The organism is Azospirillum formosense (assembly GCF_013340925.1).
GTDB classification, from domain to species: Bacteria; Pseudomonadota; Alphaproteobacteria; order Azospirillales; family Azospirillaceae; genus Azospirillum; species Azospirillum formosense.
Genome location: NZ_WHOR01000032.1, coordinates 1 through 17,643 on the forward strand (window position 1 = coordinate 1; position 17,643 = coordinate 17,643).

General features: G+C 70.7%; 15 protein-coding genes. 11 read left to right on the top strand and 4 right to left on the bottom strand.

Features of this window, described 5'->3' with window-relative positions; all coding sequences use genetic code 11:
- The 11 genes from GBZ26_RS06740 to GBZ26_RS06790 all read left to right on the top strand — a co-directional run.
- The coding region (locus tag GBZ26_RS06740) for an AsmA family protein (RefSeq protein ID WP_174438173.1) at positions 1-2,371 on the top strand (2,371 nt) is incomplete at its 5' end.
- Between the two features lie 187 nt (positions 2,372-2,558).
- A complete protein-coding gene (locus GBZ26_RS06745; RefSeq protein WP_174438174.1) occupies positions 2,559-2,906 on the top strand; it encodes an accessory factor UbiK family protein in 348 nt (115 codons plus the stop codon).
- A 203-nt stretch (positions 2,907-3,109) separates the two neighbouring features.
- On the top strand, positions 3,110-3,613 hold the full coding sequence (locus GBZ26_RS06750) for a type III secretion system chaperone family protein (protein WP_014239927.1): 504 nt from the start codon (positions 3,110-3,112) through the stop codon (positions 3,611-3,613).
- Positions 3,614-3,618: 5 nt separating this feature from the next.
- Entirely contained in the window at positions 3,619-4,446 is an 828-nt protein-coding gene (gene proC / locus GBZ26_RS06755; protein ID WP_174438175.1) for a pyrroline-5-carboxylate reductase, read from the top strand.
- Between the two features lie 6 nt (positions 4,447-4,452).
- Entirely contained in the window at positions 4,453-4,935 is a 483-nt protein-coding gene (locus tag GBZ26_RS06760) for a YbaK/EbsC family protein (protein ID WP_174438176.1), read from the top strand.
- Positions 4,936-5,086: 151 nt separating this feature from the next.
- Positions 5,087-6,742, top strand: a complete 1,656-nt coding sequence (locus GBZ26_RS06765) for an AMP-binding protein (protein ID WP_174438177.1) — start codon at positions 5,087-5,089, stop codon at positions 6,740-6,742.
- Positions 6,739-7,959, top strand: a complete 1,221-nt coding sequence (locus GBZ26_RS06770; protein ID WP_343207186.1) for a GNAT family N-acetyltransferase — start codon at positions 6,739-6,741, stop codon at positions 7,957-7,959. Before GBZ26_RS06765 ends, GBZ26_RS06770 begins: the two co-directional genes overlap by 4 nt.
- A gap of 121 nt (positions 7,960-8,080) precedes the next feature.
- Positions 8,081-10,483, top strand: coding sequence for a methyl-accepting chemotaxis protein (locus GBZ26_RS06775; protein WP_174438179.1), 2,403 nt, complete (start codon positions 8,081-8,083; stop codon positions 10,481-10,483).
- A 108-nt stretch (positions 10,484-10,591) separates the two neighbouring features.
- Entirely contained in the window at positions 10,592-11,827 is a 1,236-nt protein-coding gene (locus GBZ26_RS06780) for an O-antigen ligase family protein (protein ID WP_174438180.1), read from the top strand.
- Positions 11,824-12,768 (top strand): glycosyltransferase family 9 protein, encoded by a 945-nt coding sequence (locus GBZ26_RS06785; protein WP_174438181.1) that lies wholly within the window; start codon positions 11,824-11,826, stop codon positions 12,766-12,768. The genes GBZ26_RS06780 and GBZ26_RS06785 overlap by 4 nt, the downstream gene beginning before the upstream one ends.
- A gap of 60 nt (positions 12,769-12,828) precedes the next feature.
- Positions 12,829-13,791 (top strand): lysylphosphatidylglycerol synthase transmembrane domain-containing protein, encoded by a 963-nt coding sequence (locus GBZ26_RS06790; protein ID WP_174438182.1) that lies wholly within the window; start codon positions 12,829-12,831, stop codon positions 13,789-13,791.
- Here GBZ26_RS06790 and queG read toward each other — a convergent pair.
- The 4 genes from queG to queA form a co-directional block, all read right to left on the bottom strand.
- On the bottom strand, positions 13,763-14,836 hold the full coding sequence (queG, locus tag GBZ26_RS06795; RefSeq protein WP_174438183.1) for a tRNA epoxyqueuosine(34) reductase QueG: 1,074 nt from the start codon (positions 14,834-14,836) through the stop codon (positions 13,763-13,765). The genes GBZ26_RS06790 and queG overlap by 29 nt on opposite strands.
- Before the next feature lie 83 nt (positions 14,837-14,919).
- Entirely contained in the window at positions 14,920-15,384 is a 465-nt protein-coding gene (gene queF / locus GBZ26_RS06800; protein WP_174438184.1) for a preQ(1) synthase, read from the bottom strand.
- Positions 15,377-16,579, bottom strand: a complete 1,203-nt coding sequence (gene tgt, locus GBZ26_RS06805) for a tRNA guanosine(34) transglycosylase Tgt (RefSeq protein WP_174438185.1) — start codon at positions 16,577-16,579, stop codon at positions 15,377-15,379. The genes queF and tgt overlap by 8 nt, the downstream gene beginning before the upstream one ends.
- Positions 16,579-17,598: a tRNA preQ1(34) S-adenosylmethionine ribosyltransferase-isomerase QueA gene (queA, locus tag GBZ26_RS06810; protein WP_174438186.1), complete on the bottom strand. Its 1,020-nt coding sequence runs from the start codon at positions 17,596-17,598 to the stop codon at positions 16,579-16,581. Before queA ends, tgt begins: the two co-directional genes overlap by 1 nt.
- Between the last annotated feature and the right edge of the window lie 45 nt (positions 17,599-17,643).

The window sequence follows — 17,643 nt, forward strand, 5'->3', positions numbered from 1 at the left end:
CGCCCCATCCGGCGGCGGCCCCGTCCCATCCGGCGGTGCGGCCCCGCCCGGCGGATTCGCCCTGCCGGACGCGCTGGACGCCAAACTCGATCTCGCGGTGGACGGCATCACCTACAACGGGGGCGTGGTCCGGCAGGGGCGGGTGGAGGCCAGCCTGACCGGCGGAACGCTGAACATCGACCGCTTCAGCGCGCTGCTGCCCGGCGGGTCCGACTTCGTGGCGGCGGGGGAACTGACGGCGGCCAACGGCCAGCCGAACCTCGACCTGCGGATGGAGGCGAACGCCGACAATCTGCGCGCCCTGCTGGAATGGCTGCGGGTGTATGTCCGCGCCGTTCCGGCGGACCGGCTGCGACGGTCCTCGGTCGCCGCGCAGCTGCAGGGGCGGCCCGGACGGCTGGACGTGAACGGGCTCGACCTGCGCGTGGACGCCAGCCGTCTGACCGGCGCCGTTGCCTACGTCGACCGCGGGCGGCCCGCCTTCGGGGCGCGGCTCGACCTCGACCGGCTGAATCTCGACGCCTACCTGCCTCAATCGGGCGGCGACGCGGCGGGCCAGACCGCACCCACCGCCAATGGTGGAACCGGCGGCGGCGCAACCGGCGGCGGCGGGACCGCGGGCAACGCCGCGGCTCCCGCTTCCGCCAACGGTGCGGCCCAGACACCCGCGCGCAACGGGCGTTCCGCCCTGACGCCGGCCCGGCTGCTGGCCGGCGTCGACGCGAACCTGGAATTGTCGGTCGGACAACTGACCGTGCGCAACACGCCGGTCCAGGGGCTGCGGCTCGACGCCACGGCCGCGGGCGGCGCCCTGACCATCAAGGAGGCGACGGTGCAGGACGCCGCCGGGGTGAGGCTCCGCCTGGACGGTCAGATCGCCGGGTTGGAGCCGCTCCGCGGCGCGCATCTGACGCTGAACGCCGAGGCCGCCAGCCTGGAAAGGGTGGCGCGCGCCGTTCCCTGGCCGGAGGGCGCTCCCGCGCCGGAGCGGCTTGGCGCGGTGAAGGCTCAGGCCCGCCTGTCGGGCGACGCCGAGCGTCTGGCGGTCGAATTGGGGGCGGAGGCGGCCGAAGGCTCGCTGGAGGCAGGCGGCACGCTGCTGAACGTCGAGAAAACCCCGTCCGTCGATCTGAAGTTGCGCGCCAAGCACCCGGAGCTGGCCCGGCTGGCCGGTTTGTTCACCGACGATGCCGCGTCCGGTTCCTATGGCCCGATGGACCTCTACACAGAGCTGGCGGGAACGCGGAAAGCCTTCACGCTGGGCAACATCCAGGGCGTTCTGGCCGGCGTCACCCTCAAGGGCAAGGCCAGCGCCGACCTGAACGGCAGCAAGCCGCGGGTGGAGGCCGACCTGCAGACCGGTGACCTGGAGCTCGACCGGCTGGCCGCGCTGCCTGCGGCGGCCTCCCGTCCCACTGGCGGCGCTCCGGCGGGAGGCGCCTCCCCGGCGGCCGAGGCATCGCCGGCAGCACCCACCACCGGAACCGCGGAGTTCGGCTGGCTGCGCCGCTTCGACGGGCGCTTCGCGCTGACCTCCTCGGCGCTCGTCAAGGGCAACACGCGGATCGAGAATCCGGCCCTGCGCGCCACCGTGACGAACGGGGTGCTGACGGTGGAGCGGTTCGACGGCGGCCTGATGGGCGGCCAGCTCGGCGCCACCGGCCGGCTCGCCGCGCCGGGGAACCAGACACCGACCGCGGAGGCCACCGTCACCCTGTCCAAGGCCAAGCTCGCCGAGGCGGCGGGCGGCGGTCTGGGCGGCGGAGCGCTGGAGATTGCCGGGGGCGTGCTGGACGCCGAAGCCAGCCTGACGACGAGCGGGGCCGGCGGCGACGCCATGCTCAAGGCGCTGGCCGGCCAGGGCCGGATCAGCGCGCGCGACGGGCTGCTGCGCGGCTTCGACCTTGGCGCGCTGCGCGACCGGTTGACGAAACTGGAGCGCCCGCAGGAGCTGCTGGGCGCGGTGATGGGCGGCCTTCAGGGTGGGGAGACCCGCTTCGCCCGGCTGGACGGCAGCTTCGCCATCGACAAGGGCGTGGCGCGCACGGACGACACGCGGCTGACCTCCGACCTGGGCGAGGCGGTGGCGGCGGGGCAGGTCAATTTGCCGGAGCAGACCATCGACATGCGCGTTCGCCTGACCGTTCAGTCCGACCAGGCGCTGCCGCCGTTGACCGTGCGCATGACCGGCGCGCTCGACAAGCCCACCCGCTCCTTCGAGATGCAGGAGGTGCAGGAGTATTTCGCCCGCCGCGCCGCCGAAGGGCTGCTGAACAAGGTGGTGCCGAAGGATCTGCCGATTCCCGGCGGCGGCAATGCCCCGAAGCCGGACGCGCTGCTGAAGGGGCTGATCGACGGGTTGCGGCGTTGAGAGTGGAGGCGCGCGTGACGCATTGCGTCCGAGCCCCGTGACGCATTGCGTCCAAGCCCCGTGACGCATTGCGTCCAAGCCCCGTGACGCATTGCGTCCAAGCCCCGTGACGCATTGCGTCCAAGCCCGTTGAAGTTCCGTGGGGCGGGTCCCATAATGCGGCAGACAAGAAGCGGATTTTGAGTCGATGCAGGTGGACAATAAGATTCTGGACGATCTGGCCCGCGTCGCGGGTGGCGCGCTCGGCGCGCTGTCGTCCCTGCGCGAGGAAGCTGAGGCGCAGATGCGCCAGCAGTTCGAGCGCGTTCTGTCGCGGATGGACGTGGTGAGCCGCGAGGAGCACGAGGCCGTCCGCGCCATGGCCGCCAAGGCCCGCGAGGAGCAGGAGGCCATGGCCGAGCGCCTTGCCGCGCTGGAGGCCACGGTGGCCGGCCTGCAGGCCGGGCGCGGACCGAAGCCGGATACGGGCGCCTCCCCTCCCGCCGCCGCTCCCGCAGTCGGTCCCATCGCCGGAGGGGGCAGCGGGCCGGTCTGATCCGGCCCTCCGCCCCGTCTCCAATCCTTCACGGATGCACCGCCGAAAAGCAGTTGCACCGGCCAGACCCGTTTGGCAGGGTGCCTTGGGTGGTATTCATCCGTCTGACAGCCACAACATCTCGGGGCCCCTCCCTTCACGCAGCAGGGTGAACAGGTCCCGGGGCGGTTCCGTCCACCGCGCCTTCACAGGAGGACGCCGACATGTCGGCTGTTGCCGTCGACACCCCCTCTTCCGCGCACAATCCCCTGGACATCGTCGAGGAGATCGTCACCGCCAACGAATGGCCCTTCGAGCGGGCCGGCGAGGACGAGCTGATCGTCGAGATCGGCGGGCGCTGGTGCGATTATCGCCTCTATTTCGTCTGGCAGTCCGACGTCAGCGCAATGCAGTTCTCCTGCCAGTTCGACATGAAGGTCCCGGCGGCGCGCCGGTCCTCGGTCAACGATCTGCTGGCGGAGGTGAACGCGCGCATGTGGCTGGGCCATTTCGACGTCTGCGCCGAGGAGCACACCCCGATGTTCCGCCAGACCATGCTGCTGCGCGGTTCGCGCGGCGCCACGGTGGAGCAGCTTGAGGACCTCGTCGAAATCGCGCTTTCGGAGTGCGAGCGCTTCTACCCCGCCTTCCAGTTCGTGATCTGGGGCGGCAAGTCGGCGTCCGAGGCGGTGTCCGCCGCCATCCTCGACACCGCCGGGGAGGCGTGAACGCCATGGCGCAAGCTGGGACGCAGGGCTGCACGTTGCTTCTGGTCGGCTGCGGCAAGATGGGCGGGGCGATGCTCGACGGCTGGCTGACGGCCGGCATCGCGTCCAGCGTCGCCGTGGTCGAGCCGTCCGGCCTGCCGGAGTCCCTGCGCGGCAACCCCGCCGTCGTCCTGGCGGGCGGACCGGACAGCGTGCCCGCCGGATTCGTGCCCGACGTGGTGGTCCTTGCGGTGAAGCCGCAGGTGATGGACTCGGTCCTTCCGGCCTACCGGGCGCTGGTCCGCCCCGGCACGGTGTTCCTGTCCGTCGCCGCCGGCAAGACCATCGCCTCCTTCGAATCGGCGTTGGGAGAGGGGGCGGCCATTGTCCGTTCGATGCCCAACACGCCCGCCGCCATCGGCCGCGGCATGACTGTCGCCGTTGGCAATCCGGTGGTGACCGAAGCGCAGAAGACGCTGTGCGATTCGCTGCTGCGCGCGGTCGGCGACGTGGCCTGGGTCGAGGACGAGTCGCTTCTCGACCCGGTGACCGCCGTATCGGGCAGCGGCCCGGCTTATATCTTCCTGATGGTCGAGGCGATGGCGAAGGCCGGCGAGGCCGCCGGATTGCCCGCCGAACTTGCCATGCGTCTGGCGCGGGCCACCGTTGCGGGGGCGGGCGAACTGCTCCACCAGTCCCCGACCGGCGCCGCCGACCTGCGCAAGGCGGTGACCAGCCCCAACGGAACCACCCAGGCGGCGCTCGACGTCCTGATGGCCGGGGACGGGATTCAGCCGCTGTTCGACCGCGCCGTCGCCGCCGCCGCGAACCGCTCCCGCGAACTGGCGAAGTAAGGCGTCATGTCGGCCCTCAGCCCCTCCGCCCAACGGGTCCAGGCCTTGCTGGACGGTTTCGGCCACGGCCACAGCGTGGTCGAGCATGAGGGCAGCACCCGCACCTCGGAAGACGCCGCGAACGCCGTCGGCTGCGCCGTGACGCAGATCGCCAAGTCCTTGATCTTCCGTGCGAAGGACAGCGGCCGCCCGGTGCTGGTGGTGGCCAGCGGGGCCAACCGGGTGGACGAGAAGGCGGTGGGCCGGCTGATCGGCGAGAGGATCGAGCGGGCCGATCCGGACTTCGTCCGCGAGTCCACCGGCTTCGCCATCGGCGGGGTGCCGCCCATCGGCCACGCCGTGCCGCCGCTGGTCCTGATCGACGCCGACCTGATGGGCCTCGACGCCATCTGGGCCGCCGCCGGTACCCCCAACGCGGTCTTCCGCCTGACCCCGGCGCAGCTCGTCGCCATCACCGGCGGGCGGGTCGAAGCCGTCCGCAAGGGCTGACCGTCCGACAACCGAGCCGGTCAACCGGGCAGGATGCCGCAGCGCGGCATGACCGCGCATCGCCCGGCCACCCCTCTTCCAAGCCTCTGGATTCTCTGGCAAGACTCTTCCCAACGAGTTCTTGAACAGAGACGCATCAGGGAGGCCCCCCGTGACTGACGCCCGGCACAACCCGTACGAGACCGACCTCGACCAGAACGCCGCCAACACGGTGCCGCTGTCGCCGCTCTCGTTCCTTCGCCGCACCGCCGCCGTCTATCCGCAGCGCATCGCCGTGATCCACGGCCCGGTCCGCCGCACCTGGGCGGAAACCTACGAGCGCTGCGTGCGCCTCGCCTCGGCCCTGGCGAAGCGCGGCATCGGGCTGGGTGACACGGTCGCGGTCATGGCCCCCAACACCCCGGAATCCTTCGAGGCGCATTTCGGCGTGCCGATGACCGGCGCGGTGCTGAACGCCCTGAACATCCGCCTGGACGCCGAGGCGCTGGCCTTCATCCTGGAGCATGGCGAGGCGAAGGTCCTGCTGACCGACCGGGAGTTCTCCGGCGTCATCTCCAAGGCCGTCCACATGCTGGAGCCGAAGCGCCGCCCCATCGTCATCGACATCGACGACCCGCAAGCCAAGGGCGGCGAACTGATCGGCGAGCAGACCTACGAGCAGTTCCTGGAGACCGGCGACCCGGACTACGAGTGGCCGATGCCGGCCGATGAGTGGCAGGCCATCGCGCTCAACTACACCAGCGGCACCACCGGCAACCCGAAGGGCGTCGTCTATCACCACCGCGGCGCCTACCTGAACGCCATGGGCAACGTGCTGACCTGGGCGATGCCGCACCATCCCGTCTATCTGTGGACTCTGCCGATGTTCCACTGCAACGGCTGGTGCTTCCCCTGGACGGTCACCGCCATGGCCGGCACCAACGTCTGTGTCCGCACCATCACCGCCAAGGGCATCTACGACGCTCTGGCCGACCTCGGCGTCACCCACATGTGCGGCGCGCCCATCATCATGGGCCTGATCGTCAACGCGCCGGAGGACCAGAAGCGCGAGATCCCGCGCGGCGTGAAGATGATGACCGCCGGCGCCGCCCCGCCCGCGGCGGTGATCGAGAAGATCGAGCGGATGGGCTTCGACGTCACGCACGTCTACGGCCTGACCGAGGTCTACGGCCCGGTCACCATCTGCGCCTGGCACGAGCATTGGAACGACCTGCCGCTGGAGGAGCGCGCGGCGCTGAAGGCGCGGCAGGGCGTGAACTACGCCACGCTGGAAGGGCTGATGGTCGCCGACCCCAACACGCTCCAGCCGACCCGCAAGGACGGCGTGACGATGGGCGAGATCTTCATGCGCGGCAACACCGTCATGAAGGGCTATCTGAAGAACCCGCGGGCCACTCAGGAGGCCTTCTCCGGCGGCTGGTTCCACACCGGCGATCTCGGCGTCTGGCATCCGGACGGCTACATCGAGTTGAAGGACCGGTCGAAGGACATCATCATTTCCGGCGGCGAGAACATCTCGACCATCGAGGTGGAATCGGTCCTCTACAAGCATCCGGACATTGTCGAGGCCGCCGTGGTCGCCCGCCCGGACGAGAAGTGGGGCGAGACGCCCTGCGCCTTCGTCACCGTGAAGGAGGGCAAGCAACTGACGGAGGCCGAGGTGATCGCCTATTGCCGCGAGCATCTGGCCCACTTCAAATGCCCGCGCACCGTCGTCTTCACGGCCCTGCCGAAGACCTCGACCGGCAAGATCCAGAAATACGTGCTGCGCGATCAGGCCCGCGCGCTGAACGGAGCGAAGGTGTGACCGCTGTGGCCGGGGGCTTCGGCCCCCTTCTGCCCGAGGAACGGGCGGACGCCGCGACCCTGGTCCGCCAGGGATTCGGCATTCCCCGCGAGTATTTCGACCGGTCGGTGGAGCTGTTCGGGCCGGGCGTGATGCGCGGCCTGCGCGCCGGACCGGAGGCGGGTCGCGCCGGGCAACTCGTCGCCTGCGCCGCGGTCTGGCCGATGGACCAATGGTTCGGCGGGCGCCCGGTTCCGTCCTGTGGCGTGGCGGCGGTGGCCGTCGATCCGGCGGAGCGCGGGCGCGGCTACGGCACCGCGCTGATGCGCGGTCTGCTGGAGGAGGCGCGGGCCGGGGGCGCCGCGCTTTCTGTGCTCTACCCCGCGACACTGCCGCTCTACACCCGCCTGGGCTTCGGGCGGGGCGGGGTGTCCTTTGACTGGAGCGCCCCGCCGGCCTCGCTTTGCGCCGGTCCGCCGCCGCAGGACGGTTGGATTCGCCGGGCCGACGCCAGCGACGCCAGCCACCTTGCGGCGCTACGCCGCAGCCTGCTCGCCACCGCCAATGGCTTGGTGGAGCGCAATGAGGGGCTGTGGAGCTTCGCCCTTTGCCCGGACGGCGCTCCGTCCGATGTTTACACTTTGGGTGGTCCAGCCGGTCCGGAAGGATACGTCGCGGTGGCGCCGCCGACCGACCGGAAACTGTCGGTGGCGGATCTCTGTCTGCTCAGCCCGCGGGCGGTGCGGTTGGCGCAGAGCTTCCTGGCCGGCTACCGGGCGCAGGTCGACCGCGTCTCCTGGCGCGGCGGACCCGACGACCCCTTGGCCCTGATGGCGCCGGACGCCGGTCCGCGTGCCGACGCTCGCGACGAATGGCTGTTGCGCATTCTCGACCTTCGCCGCGCCTTGGAAACCCGCGGCTATCCACCTGGGGTTGCCGGCGAGTTGACGTTGGACGTTTCCGATGCGGTGATTCCGGAGAATTCCGGCACTTTCCGGTTGCGCCTTTCCGATGGAACGGCCGTCGTGGACCGGGTTCCGGAAAAGACGGGCGGCGGCGGAAAAGCAGCGGGAGCGGGGCTTTCCCTGTCCATCGCGGCCTTGTCCGCCCTCTACAGTGGCCACAAAGGCCCCCAGATTCTCCGACAAGTTGGCCTTCTGCGTGGCGGCGAAGACGCGATGGCGCTGGCGGCGCGGTTTTTCTCGGGTCCGGCGCCGTGGATGCCGGACCGGTTCTGAAGCGGTGATACCAGTTGCGTTTATCAAACCAGAAATTAACCCTTTCTGATGTATCCCTTAGCGACAAAGGCATGACGACGGCCAAAGCATAAGGCCGTACGATCCGGGGGAGCCCGATTTCATGACGATTGGAACGCGGATTGCGCTCGGTTTTGCGGCGGTCCTTCTGATGACGGTCGCGGTGGCGTTCGTTGGCTGGAACAGCCTGCGCACCTACGCCGGACGCGTCGATCTGGCGGCCCACACCGCCGAACTGGATGCCCGGCTGAAAACCGTGCGGATCGAGGAAGCCCGCTTCGTCACCGAGCGCGACTCCAAGGCCGCCGACAATGTGCCCGGCATGCTGGACCGGCTGCGCGACGAAGCGCAGGGCACCCGGTCCGCACTCGAGGACGCCGGCAGCATCCGGCTGGTCGACGAGATCCTGGCCGGCATCGACGGCTACCGCAGCGCCTTCGCCAACTTCGTCGCCCAGGACAAGGAGGCCCGCGCGCGCACCCAGAGCATGGAGACGCGCGCCCAGGCCCTGCGGGAGATCGCGGAGAAGATCGGCAACCAGCAGTCCGACCGCTACGACCAGAACATGGTCAGCCTGAAGGACGCGGAACACGCCGTGCGGCAGAGCCGCGACACCTCCGACCGCGCCGACCGGCTGATCGAGATGGTGCTGGAGGCGCGGCGCCTCCAGTCCGACTTCGCCCACACCCGCAATCCCGCGACCATGGCGGCCGCCGGGAAGGCCATCGCCGCCCTGTTGGCCAACGCCGAGGCCATTGAGAAGGATCTCGTCGGCACCAACGACGAGGAATTGGCCCAGCGGATCGTCACCATCGCCGGCGCCTACCGCATGGTGTTTGAGCAAACCGGCGCCGAAGGCGCCGGCGACTCGGCCAGCGGCCGCATCCAGGCGCTGGATCGCCATGCGCACGAGATCCAGAACCTCGCCCACGAGATGCAGGAGAACCAGGCGATGGTCTCCACCGCGTTGCAGGAGGCCGCGAACTTCGCCCAGAGCGAGGTGAACGAGGCCGTCCAGCTGCGCGGCATCGCCATGCGCCTGATCCAGGGCGCGCAGTCCGCGATGCTGGGGCAGCGCGACTTCATCCTGATGAACGGGGACGATGCCGGCGCGCGGGTGCATGGCGCGGTGAAGGAGACGTTGGCGCTCGCCACCCAGGCCGGAGCCGTGCTGGTCGATTCGGAAGGCCGCGCGCTGATCGCCGCCATCACCGAAGCGGCCCGGGCCTTCGACGGAGAGTTCGCCGCCCTCGTGACCACCAGCGAGAGCCAGCGCACCGCCTCCAGGACCATGGCCAAGGCCGCGGGCGACGTCAGCGAGCAGGTGGCCCGTCTCGTCTCCATCCAGCGCGACGACCGCGAGAACGGGCGGAGCGGGGCGGAACTGATCATCATCATCGGTGCCGCCGTGGCGTTGGCTCTGGGCATGGTCATGGCGTGGATCATCGACCGCGCCATCACCCACCCGATGCACGCCATGACCAAGGCCATGGGCCGGCTGGCCGAGGGCGACCTGACGGTGGACATCCCCGGCGGCGACCGCAAGGACGAGCTGCGCGCCATGGCCGACGCGCTCAGCGTCTTCAAGGAGAACGCCCTGGAGATGCAGCGCATGGAGGGCGAGCGTGAGGAGATGCGCCGGCAGATCGACGCCGACCGCCGGCGCACCATGAACGAGTTCGCCAACGGCTTCGAACAGGCGGTGTCGGGCGTCGTTCTGTCGCTGACCGAGTCCGCCGGCAACCTCGGGCGCGACGCGCAGGAGATGTCGTCCGACGCCGCCCTGACCACCGCCAAGTCCAGCGCCGTCGCCGCGGCGTCGGAGCAGGCGTCGAGCAACGTGCAGACCGTCGCCGCGGCCGCGGAGGAGCTGTCCTCCTCCATCGCCGAGATTTCCCGCCAGCTCAACAGCAGCTCGCAGGTGGCGGTGGGGGCGGCCGCCAAGGCGACGGAGACCAACGGCATCGTCGAAGGTCTGGCCGAGGCGGCGCAGCGCATCGGGCAGGTGGTGGACCTGATCGGCGAGATCGCCGAGCAGACCAATCTGCTGGCCCTGAACGCGACCATCGAGGCGGCGCGGGCCGGGGAGGCCGGAAAGGGTTTCGCCGTGGTGGCAACCGAGGTCAAGAACCTCGCCGGCCAGACCGCCAAGGCAACCGAGGAGATCTCCAGCCAGGTGGCGCAGATGCAGGCGGCGACGGGCGGGGCGGTGGGCGCCATCCGCACCATCTCCGACGCGGTCGGCACCATCAGCAGCACGGTCACCGAGATCGCCCGCGCCATGGAGCAGCAGGGTCTCGCCACCCGCGAGATCGCCCAGAACGTCAATCAGGCCGCCGAGGGCACTCAGGAGGTGATGCACCACATCGCCGAAGTGACCAACGCCGCCACCAAGACCGGCGGCGCTGCCGACGCGGTCCTGAACGCCAGCCGGACGCTGGCCTGTCAGGCCGACCATCTGCGCTCCGAGGTGCAGGGCTTCCTCAACAAGGTGCGGACCGCCTGATCGCGGCACGCCGGGGAGCCGGGGGCCGAAAAATCCCCCGGCCCGTTCCCGTTGCTTTCGCACGGGGCATCTGTTAAGCCGCGCCGTGCCTCACGGACGCGAGATCTCATGGCTTTCCCCTTGTCACAGCGCGACTCCGCACGGGGAATACCCGACGCGATCCTGGCCGTTCTGGCCGGTGTGGCGGTCGCGGCGCTCGGCCCGTTGGCCGCCATGGCGCCGCGCGGTTTGCCGGTCTGGGCCATCCTGATCGGGCTGATCGGGCTGACCGGCCTGGCCCGCCGCGGCGCCCTGGGGCGGCTGCAACGGGCGATGCCCGGCACGGCGGTGGTTCTCGCCTTCCTGATCCTGGCCGCCCTCTCCATCCTGTGGAGCCCATCGCCGCGCGCCGGCCTGACCGTGGTGGAAATCGGCTACATCGGCCTCGGCGCGCTGGCCGGCGGGGCGTGGCTATCCTCGCTGCCGGGGGTTGAGGCACGGCGGCTGACCGGCCTGTTCCTGGTGGGCGTGTCCGCCGGCGTTCTGCTGTTCGCCGTGGAGGCGGCGCTGGATTTTCCGCTGCACCGCTGGTGGAACCATGTGCCGGCGGGCGTCGAGATTGCCGAGTCCAACGTGCCCAAACGCACCGCGGTTCTGCTCTGCCTGCTGGTCTGGCCGGCGGCGATGGCGCTCGACCGGGCCGGACGGCGGGGCCTTGCCGTCGCGCTTCCCGCGGTCTTCGCGGCGGCCTGTCTGCTGCTGACCAGCCGGTCGGCCATGCTGGGCATCGCCGTCGGCGGGGTGGCCTTCGGGCTCGCCGTCTGGTCGCCGCGGCTCATCCGCGGAGTGTTGGCGGCGGTGCTGGGGGTGGCTTTCGCCTTCGTGCTGCCGCTGGTGCTGCTGTTCGCCCGTGTGTTGAACCTGGACGGCGCCGACTGGCTGTTCCGGTCGGCGCAGCATCGGGTGGAGATCTGGGGCATGGCCGCCAGCCGGGCGCTGGAGACGCCCTTCTTCGGGCAGGGCATCGACGCGTCCCGCGCGCTGGAGCCGGAAGGGGCGGTGTCCCGTTTCGGCACGCTGACCGACAGCCTGCTGCCGCTGCACCCCCACAACGCCTTCCTGCAGGTCTGGCTGGAGCTTGGCGCCCTCGGCGCCGCGCTGGCCCTGGCGGCGGCACTGCTCCTGCTGCTCGGCACGGGGCGGATGGAGCGGCGGCTGCAGCCCTTCGCGCTGGCTCTCTTCGCGTCGGCCTTGGCGATGGCGAGCACGGCCTACGGCATCTGGCAGGCCTGGTGGATGGGCGGCATGCTGGCCGCCGGCTTGATGCTCCGACTGGCCGCACGCACACCGGCGGGGGGCGAATGACGGGGGAGAGCGGCATCGGGCGCCGCCGCGTCCTGGTCATCAAGCTGGGCGCCTTCGGCGATTTCTTCCTGGCCCAGTCCGCCTTTTCGGCCATCCGGCGGCACCACGCCGCCGATCATCTGACCCTGCTGACCCTGCCGTCCCTGGCCCCGCTCGCCCGCCTCAGCGGCCTGTTCGACGAGGTCCTGGAGGACCCGCGCGGGCGCTCCCTCGGCGCCTACCGGCGGGTTCGTCGCCTGCTGCGCGCCGGGCGTTTCGACCGGGTCTACGATCTTCAGGCGCAGCCGCGCACCGACCGCTATTTCTGGCTGCTCGCCCCCGGTCCCTGGCCGGAATGGTCGGGCACGGCCTGGGGCGCCTCGCACCGCGACCAGTATCCGGGGCGGCGCAAAGTGCCGGTGATCGAGCGCTACACCCGGCAGCTGGCCCCCTTCGGCATCGTGCCGGACGCCGCGCCGGACCTGTCCTGGCTCGACGCCGACACCAGTGGTTTCGGAATCGCCGCGCCCTACGCCCTGCTGATCCCCGGCTCCTCCCCGGGACGGCCCGACAAGCGCTGGCCGGTGGAGCGCTACGGCGCGTTGGCGGGGGCGCTGGCGGCGCGCGGAATCACGCCGGTCGTGCTGGGTACGGCGATCGAGGCGGACCTCGCCCGGGCGATTGCCGCCGCCTGTCCGCAGGCGGTGGACCTGACCAGCCGCACCAGCGTGCCGGAGATCGCCGGGCTGGCCCGCCGGGCCTGGGCGGCGGTTGGCAACGACACCGGCCCGACCCATCTGGTCGCGGCCGTCGGCTGCCACATCCTGGGACTTTTCTGCGACGCTTCCGTCCCCATCCACGCCAACGGGCCGCGCATGGTCATCCACCACCGTCCGTCCTTCGCCGACATGGACGTGGCCGGTGTCCTGGCGGCGATGGACGCTCTTCCGCCGAACCGGTAGAGTGCCGCCGATCGTATTGCAGGAGTCATGAAGGATTTGAGCAGCCAGGACGCCAGCGCCATGCCCGCCGAAGCAGTCACCCTGCCCGCCGGAAAGCCGGGCGGGCGTCTGATGCTGCTCGCCAAGCTGGCGGTGACCCTGGCGGTTCTCGGTGTGCTGGGCGCCAACGCCGACTGGCCGGCCCTGCTGGCGCGGGTTGCCGGGGCGGACCCGGTCTGGCTGGCCGCCGGCTTCACGGCGAAGCTGCTCGCCGTGGTCTGTGCCGGGGAGCGCTGGCGCGACGCTCTGTGGGCTGCGGGCGAACGGGTGTCGCACGGCCTGGCGATGCGGCTGATGTTCACCGGCCTGTTCTTCGGGCAAGTGCTGCCGGGGGCACTGGGCGGCGACGTGGTGCGCGGCTGGCTGACCTACCGGGGCGGGGCGTCCTCCGCCGCCGTGGTGCTGGCGCTGGTGCTGGACCGGCTATTGGCCCTGGTCGGCTGCATCCTGCTGCTGTTTCTCGGCTTGCCGCACCTTGTGGCGACGGCTCCGCCCTCGGTCGCCTGGGCCGGGCCGGCGGCGGTGGCGCTGCTCGCCATCGCCATGATCGCGGGGCTCCAGGCGGACCGCCTTCCCCTGCCGGGTGTCCTGCGGCGCCCGCCGGTCCGGGCTGTGCAGGCGCAAGTGGCGCGCCTGCGCGTGGCGTTGCTCAGCCGGGCGGCGCTGGCCGGGCTGCTGCACAGCGCGGCGGTGCACCTGTGCACCGTTTTCGCGGTCATCGCCTACGCCCAGGCGCTGGGCATCCCCGTCCAGATCCTCGACGCGCTGGCCGTGGTGCCGATGACCATCTTCGCGGCGGCCCTGCCCATCTCGCTGAACGGCTGGGGCGTGCGGGAAGGGGCCTTCGTCGCGGGCTTCGCGCTCTACGGCCTCGGCGCCACCGACGCGCTCGCCCTGTCGCTGATGATCGGCCTGTCGGTCACCCTGTCGTCACTGCCGGGCGGCCTGCTCTGGCTCAGCCTGAAGGGTTCTGCGCGCTCCTGAGCCGGGCCAGCGCCCAGCCCGCGGCGTCGCGCACCACGTCGCTCGGGTCATCCAGGAGGCGTTCGGCCGCCCGTTCGGCCACCGCGGCGTGGCGGGCGTCGCCGCTGTTGCCCAAAGCCACCAGCACGTTGCGCACAAAGCGGTCGCGACCGATCCGCTTGATCGGCGAGCCGCTGAAGACCTGCCGGAACCCCGCGTCGTCCAACTGCGCCAGATCGGCCAGCCGCGGCGCCGTCAGCTCCGCCCGCGGCAGGAAGGCGGCCTCGCGGGAGCGCCGGGCGAACTTGTTCCAGGGGCAGGCGGCCAGGCAATCGTCGCAGCCGTAGATGCGGTTGCCCATCAGCGGGCGCAACTCCTCCGGAATCGGTCCCTTGTGCTCGATGGTCAGGTAGGAGATGCAGCGCCGCGCGTCGAGCTGGTTGGGGGCGGGGAAGGCGGCGGTGGGGCAGGAGTCCAGGCAGCGGCGGCACTGGCCGCAGCGGTCCACCCCCGGAGGGTCCGGCGGCAGCTCCAGCGTGGTGTAGACCTCGCCCAGGAACAGCCAGGAGCCGTGGGACCGCGACACGAGGTTGGTGTGCTTGCCCTGCCAGCCCAGCCCGGCCTTCTCGGCCAGCGGCTTCTCCATCACCGGGGCGGTGTCGACGAAGACCTTCAGCTCCGCCTTGAAGCGGTGGGCGATCCATTGGCCCAGCGTCTTCAGTCGGCCCTTGATGAGATCGTGATAGTCGCGGTTCCTCGCATAGACCGACACGATGCCGCGGTCGGGATGAGCGAGCAGGGCGCGCGGGTCCTCCGCCGGGGCGTAGCTGGTGCCGAGCGCGATGACGGTGCGCGCCTCCGGCCACAGCGCCTGGGGATGGACGCGGCGGTCGGCCTTGTCCTCCATCCAGCCCATGTCGCCGTGCCGGCCCTGGCGCAGGAACTCGGCCAGCCGTGCCTTGGCGTCTTCTCCGAGCTCCGCCCGCGCGAAGCCGACCGCGTCGAAGCCCAGCGACAGGGCGCGGTCGCGGATCGCTTCGCGGGTGGAGGTGGCAGGGTCGGGCATGGTGGTACGTTCGGCAAAAGCGCAACCCCCTCACCCTAACCCTCTCCCCGGGGGGGAGAGGGAAATCGGGGGGTATCCTTGGATCAGCCGCGGCCGCGGTAGGTCTGGACGTCCTGCGAGGGAATCCACACACCCTTTGGCGGTTCGCCGGTGGCGTAGAACACATCGATGGGGATGCCGCCGCGCGGGTACCAGTAACCGCCGATGCGCAGCCACACCGGCTTCAGCTCGTCCACCAGCCGCTTGCCGATGCCGACGGTGCAAGCCTCGTGGAAGGCGCCGTGGTTGCGGAAGCTGGTCAGGAACAGCTTCAGCGACTTCGACTCCACCAGCCACTCGCCCGGCACATAGTCGATGACCAGATGGGCGAAGTCCGGCTGGCCGGTGATCGGGCAGAGCGAGGTGAATTCCGGCGCGGTGAAGCGCACGACGTAATTCTCACCGGGATTCGGGTTCGGCACGCGCTCCAGCACCGCCTCTTCCGGGGTCTTCGGCTGGACGGTGGCGCCGCCGAGCTGGGTCAGGCCGGCGTAGATGGTCTCAGACATCCGCGGATTCCTTCTTCGCGGGTTTCGCCGGCCTGGCCGGCTTCGCCTTCAGGGCGGCCAGCGGGTCCTCGGTGGCGGGGACGTCGCCCTCGTTCAGGCGGGCCTCCAGCGCGCTTGCAACCTCTTCGAAGCGGCCGTCCTCGATGGCCTGCCGAAGCTCGGCCATCAGGTCCTGGTAGTAATGCAGGTTGTGCCAGGTCAGCAGCATCGGCCCCAGCATCTCGCCCGCCTTGAACAGGTGGTGCAGATAGGCCCGGCTGTGGTTGCGGCACGCCGGGCAGCCGCATTCCTCGTCGAGCGGGCGCTCGTCGTGGGCGTGGCGGGCGTTGCGGATGTTGATGGTGCCGCGCCGCACGAAGGCCTGGCCGGTGCGGCCCGAGCGGGTGGGCATCACGCAATCGAACATGTCGACGCCGCGCCGCACCGCCCCGATCAGGTCGCTGGGACGGCCCACCCCCATCAGGTAGCGCGGGCGCTCCTTGACCATCAGCGGCTCGGTGAAGTCGAGCACGGTGAACATCGTCTCCTGGCCCTCGCCCACGGCCAGCCCGCCGATGGCGTAGCCGTCGAAGCCGATCTCGCTCAGCGCCGCCACGCTCTCGGCCCGCAGGTCGGCGTAGACGCCGCCTTGCACGATGCCGAACAGGCCGTAGCCGGGCCGCTCGACGAAGGCGTCCTTGCTGCGCTTGGCCCAGCGCATCGACAGGCGCATGGACGAAGCCGCCTGGGCCTCCGTCGCCGGGAAGGGGGTGCACTCGTCCAGGCACATGGTGATGTTGCTGTCCAGCAGGTGCTGGATCTGGATCGAGCGTTCCGGCGTCAGGTGGTGCTTGCTGCCGTCGAGGTGGGATTTGAAGGTCACCCCCTCCTCGGTCATGGTGCGCAGGTCCGACAGGGACATGACCTGGAAACCGCCACTGTCCGTCAGGATCGGCTTGTCCCAGTTCATGAAGCGGTGCAGCCCGCCCAACTGCCCGACGCGCTCCGCCGTGGGGCGCAGCATCAGGTGGTAGGTGTTGCCGAGCAGGATTTCCGCGCCGGTGGACTTCACCGCGTCGCTGGTCATCGCCTTGACGGTGGCGGCGGTGCCTACAGGCATAAAGGCCGGCGTGTTGATGACGCCGTGCGCGGTGGAAACCCGCCCGCGCCGGGCGCGCCCGTCGGTCTTCAGAAGCTCGAACCCGATCCCGGTCATCACACCCTCCGGAGCAGCGACGCGTCGCCGTAGCTGAAGAAACGATAGTTCTGGCCGATGGCGTGCGCGTAGGCCGCCTTCATCGTGTCCATGCCCGCGAAGGCGCAGACCAGCATGAACAGGGTGGAGCGGGGCAGGTGGAAGTTGGTCAACAGCAGGTCCACGATCTTGAAGCGGTAGCCGGGGGTGATGAAGATGTCGGTGTCGCCGCTGAAGGCCCGGATGCTGCGGTCGTCCAGCCCCGCCGTCTCCAGGATGCGCAGCGCCGTGGTGCCGACCGACACGATGCGCCCGCCCGCGGCGCGGGTGGCGTTGATGGCCTCGGCGGTCTCCGCGGAGATTTCGCCCCACTCGCTGTGCATGCGATGCTCGGCGATGTCGTCCACCTTGACCGGCAGGAAGGTGCCGGCCCCGACATGCAGCGTCACCGGCACGCGGCGAATGCCGCGGGTGTCGAGCGCCGCCAGAAGCTCCGGCGTGAAGTGCAGCCCGGCGGTGGGGGCGGCAACGGCGCCCTCGCGCGCGGCGAAGACGGTCTGGTAGTCGGCCGCGTCCTGCTCGTCCGCCTCGCGCCGGATGTAAGGCGGCAGGGGCATCCGGCCGTGGCGGTGCAGCGCCTCCATCAGCGCCGGCCCGCCCTTGGAGAAGCGCAGGCGCACCTCCATCCCGTCCTTGGCGACCACCTCGGCCGCGAAGTCCTCGGCGATGGCGATCACGTCGCCGGGCTTCAGCCGCTTGCCGGGGCGGGCGAAGGTCGCCCACTCCCGCTCGCCTTCGCGCTTGTGGAGCGTGATCTCCACCCGCACCTCGCCGCGCCGGCCGTCCAGCCGGGCGGGGATGACGCGGGTGTCGTTGACGACCATCAGGTCGCCCGGCTCCAGCAGGGCGGGCAGGTCGCGCACGGTGCGGTCGTGCAGGCGCTCCGCCACGTCGAGCAGACGGGCGGCGTCACGCGGCTTGGCCGGATGCTCGGCGATGCGGTCCGGCGGAAGGTCGAAGTCGAAATCGGCGGTCTTCATGGGAGCCGCTCGTATAGACCAAAGCGGTGGGACGGGGGAAGCATT

What these genes read in the sequence shown, in the direction of transcription:
- GBZ26_RS06745 (WP_174438174.1), top strand. Translation starts at nt 2,559, where the DNA reads ATGCAGGTGGACAATAAGATTCTGGACGATCTGGCCCGCGTCGCGGGT.
- GBZ26_RS06750 (WP_014239927.1), top strand. Translation starts at nt 3,110, where the DNA reads ATGTCGGCTGTTGCCGTCGACACCCCCTCTTCCGCGCACAATCCCCTG.
- proC (WP_174438175.1), top strand. Translation starts at nt 3,619, where the DNA reads ATGGCGCAAGCTGGGACGCAGGGCTGCACGTTGCTTCTGGTCGGCTGC.
- GBZ26_RS06760 (WP_174438176.1), top strand. Translation starts at nt 4,453, where the DNA reads ATGTCGGCCCTCAGCCCCTCCGCCCAACGGGTCCAGGCCTTGCTGGAC.
- GBZ26_RS06775 (WP_174438179.1), top strand. Translation starts at nt 8,081, where the DNA reads ATGACGATTGGAACGCGGATTGCGCTCGGTTTTGCGGCGGTCCTTCTG.
- GBZ26_RS06780 (WP_174438180.1), top strand. Translation starts at nt 10,592, where the DNA reads ATGGCTTTCCCCTTGTCACAGCGCGACTCCGCACGGGGAATACCCGAC.
- GBZ26_RS06785 (WP_174438181.1), top strand. Translation starts at nt 11,824, where the DNA reads ATGACGGGGGAGAGCGGCATCGGGCGCCGCCGCGTCCTGGTCATCAAG.
- GBZ26_RS06790 (WP_174438182.1), top strand. Translation starts at nt 12,829, where the DNA reads ATGCCCGCCGAAGCAGTCACCCTGCCCGCCGGAAAGCCGGGCGGGCGT.
- queG (WP_174438183.1), bottom strand. Translation starts at nt 14,836, where the DNA reads ATGCCCGACCCTGCCACCTCCACCCGCGAAGCGATCCGCGACCGCGCC.
- queF (WP_174438184.1), bottom strand. Translation starts at nt 15,384, where the DNA reads ATGTCTGAGACCATCTACGCCGGCCTGACCCAGCTCGGCGGCGCCACC.
- tgt (WP_174438185.1), bottom strand. Translation starts at nt 16,579, where the DNA reads ATGACCGGGATCGGGTTCGAGCTTCTGAAGACCGACGGGCGCGCCCGG.
- queA (WP_174438186.1), bottom strand. Translation starts at nt 17,598, where the DNA reads ATGAAGACCGCCGATTTCGACTTCGACCTTCCGCCGGACCGCATCGCC.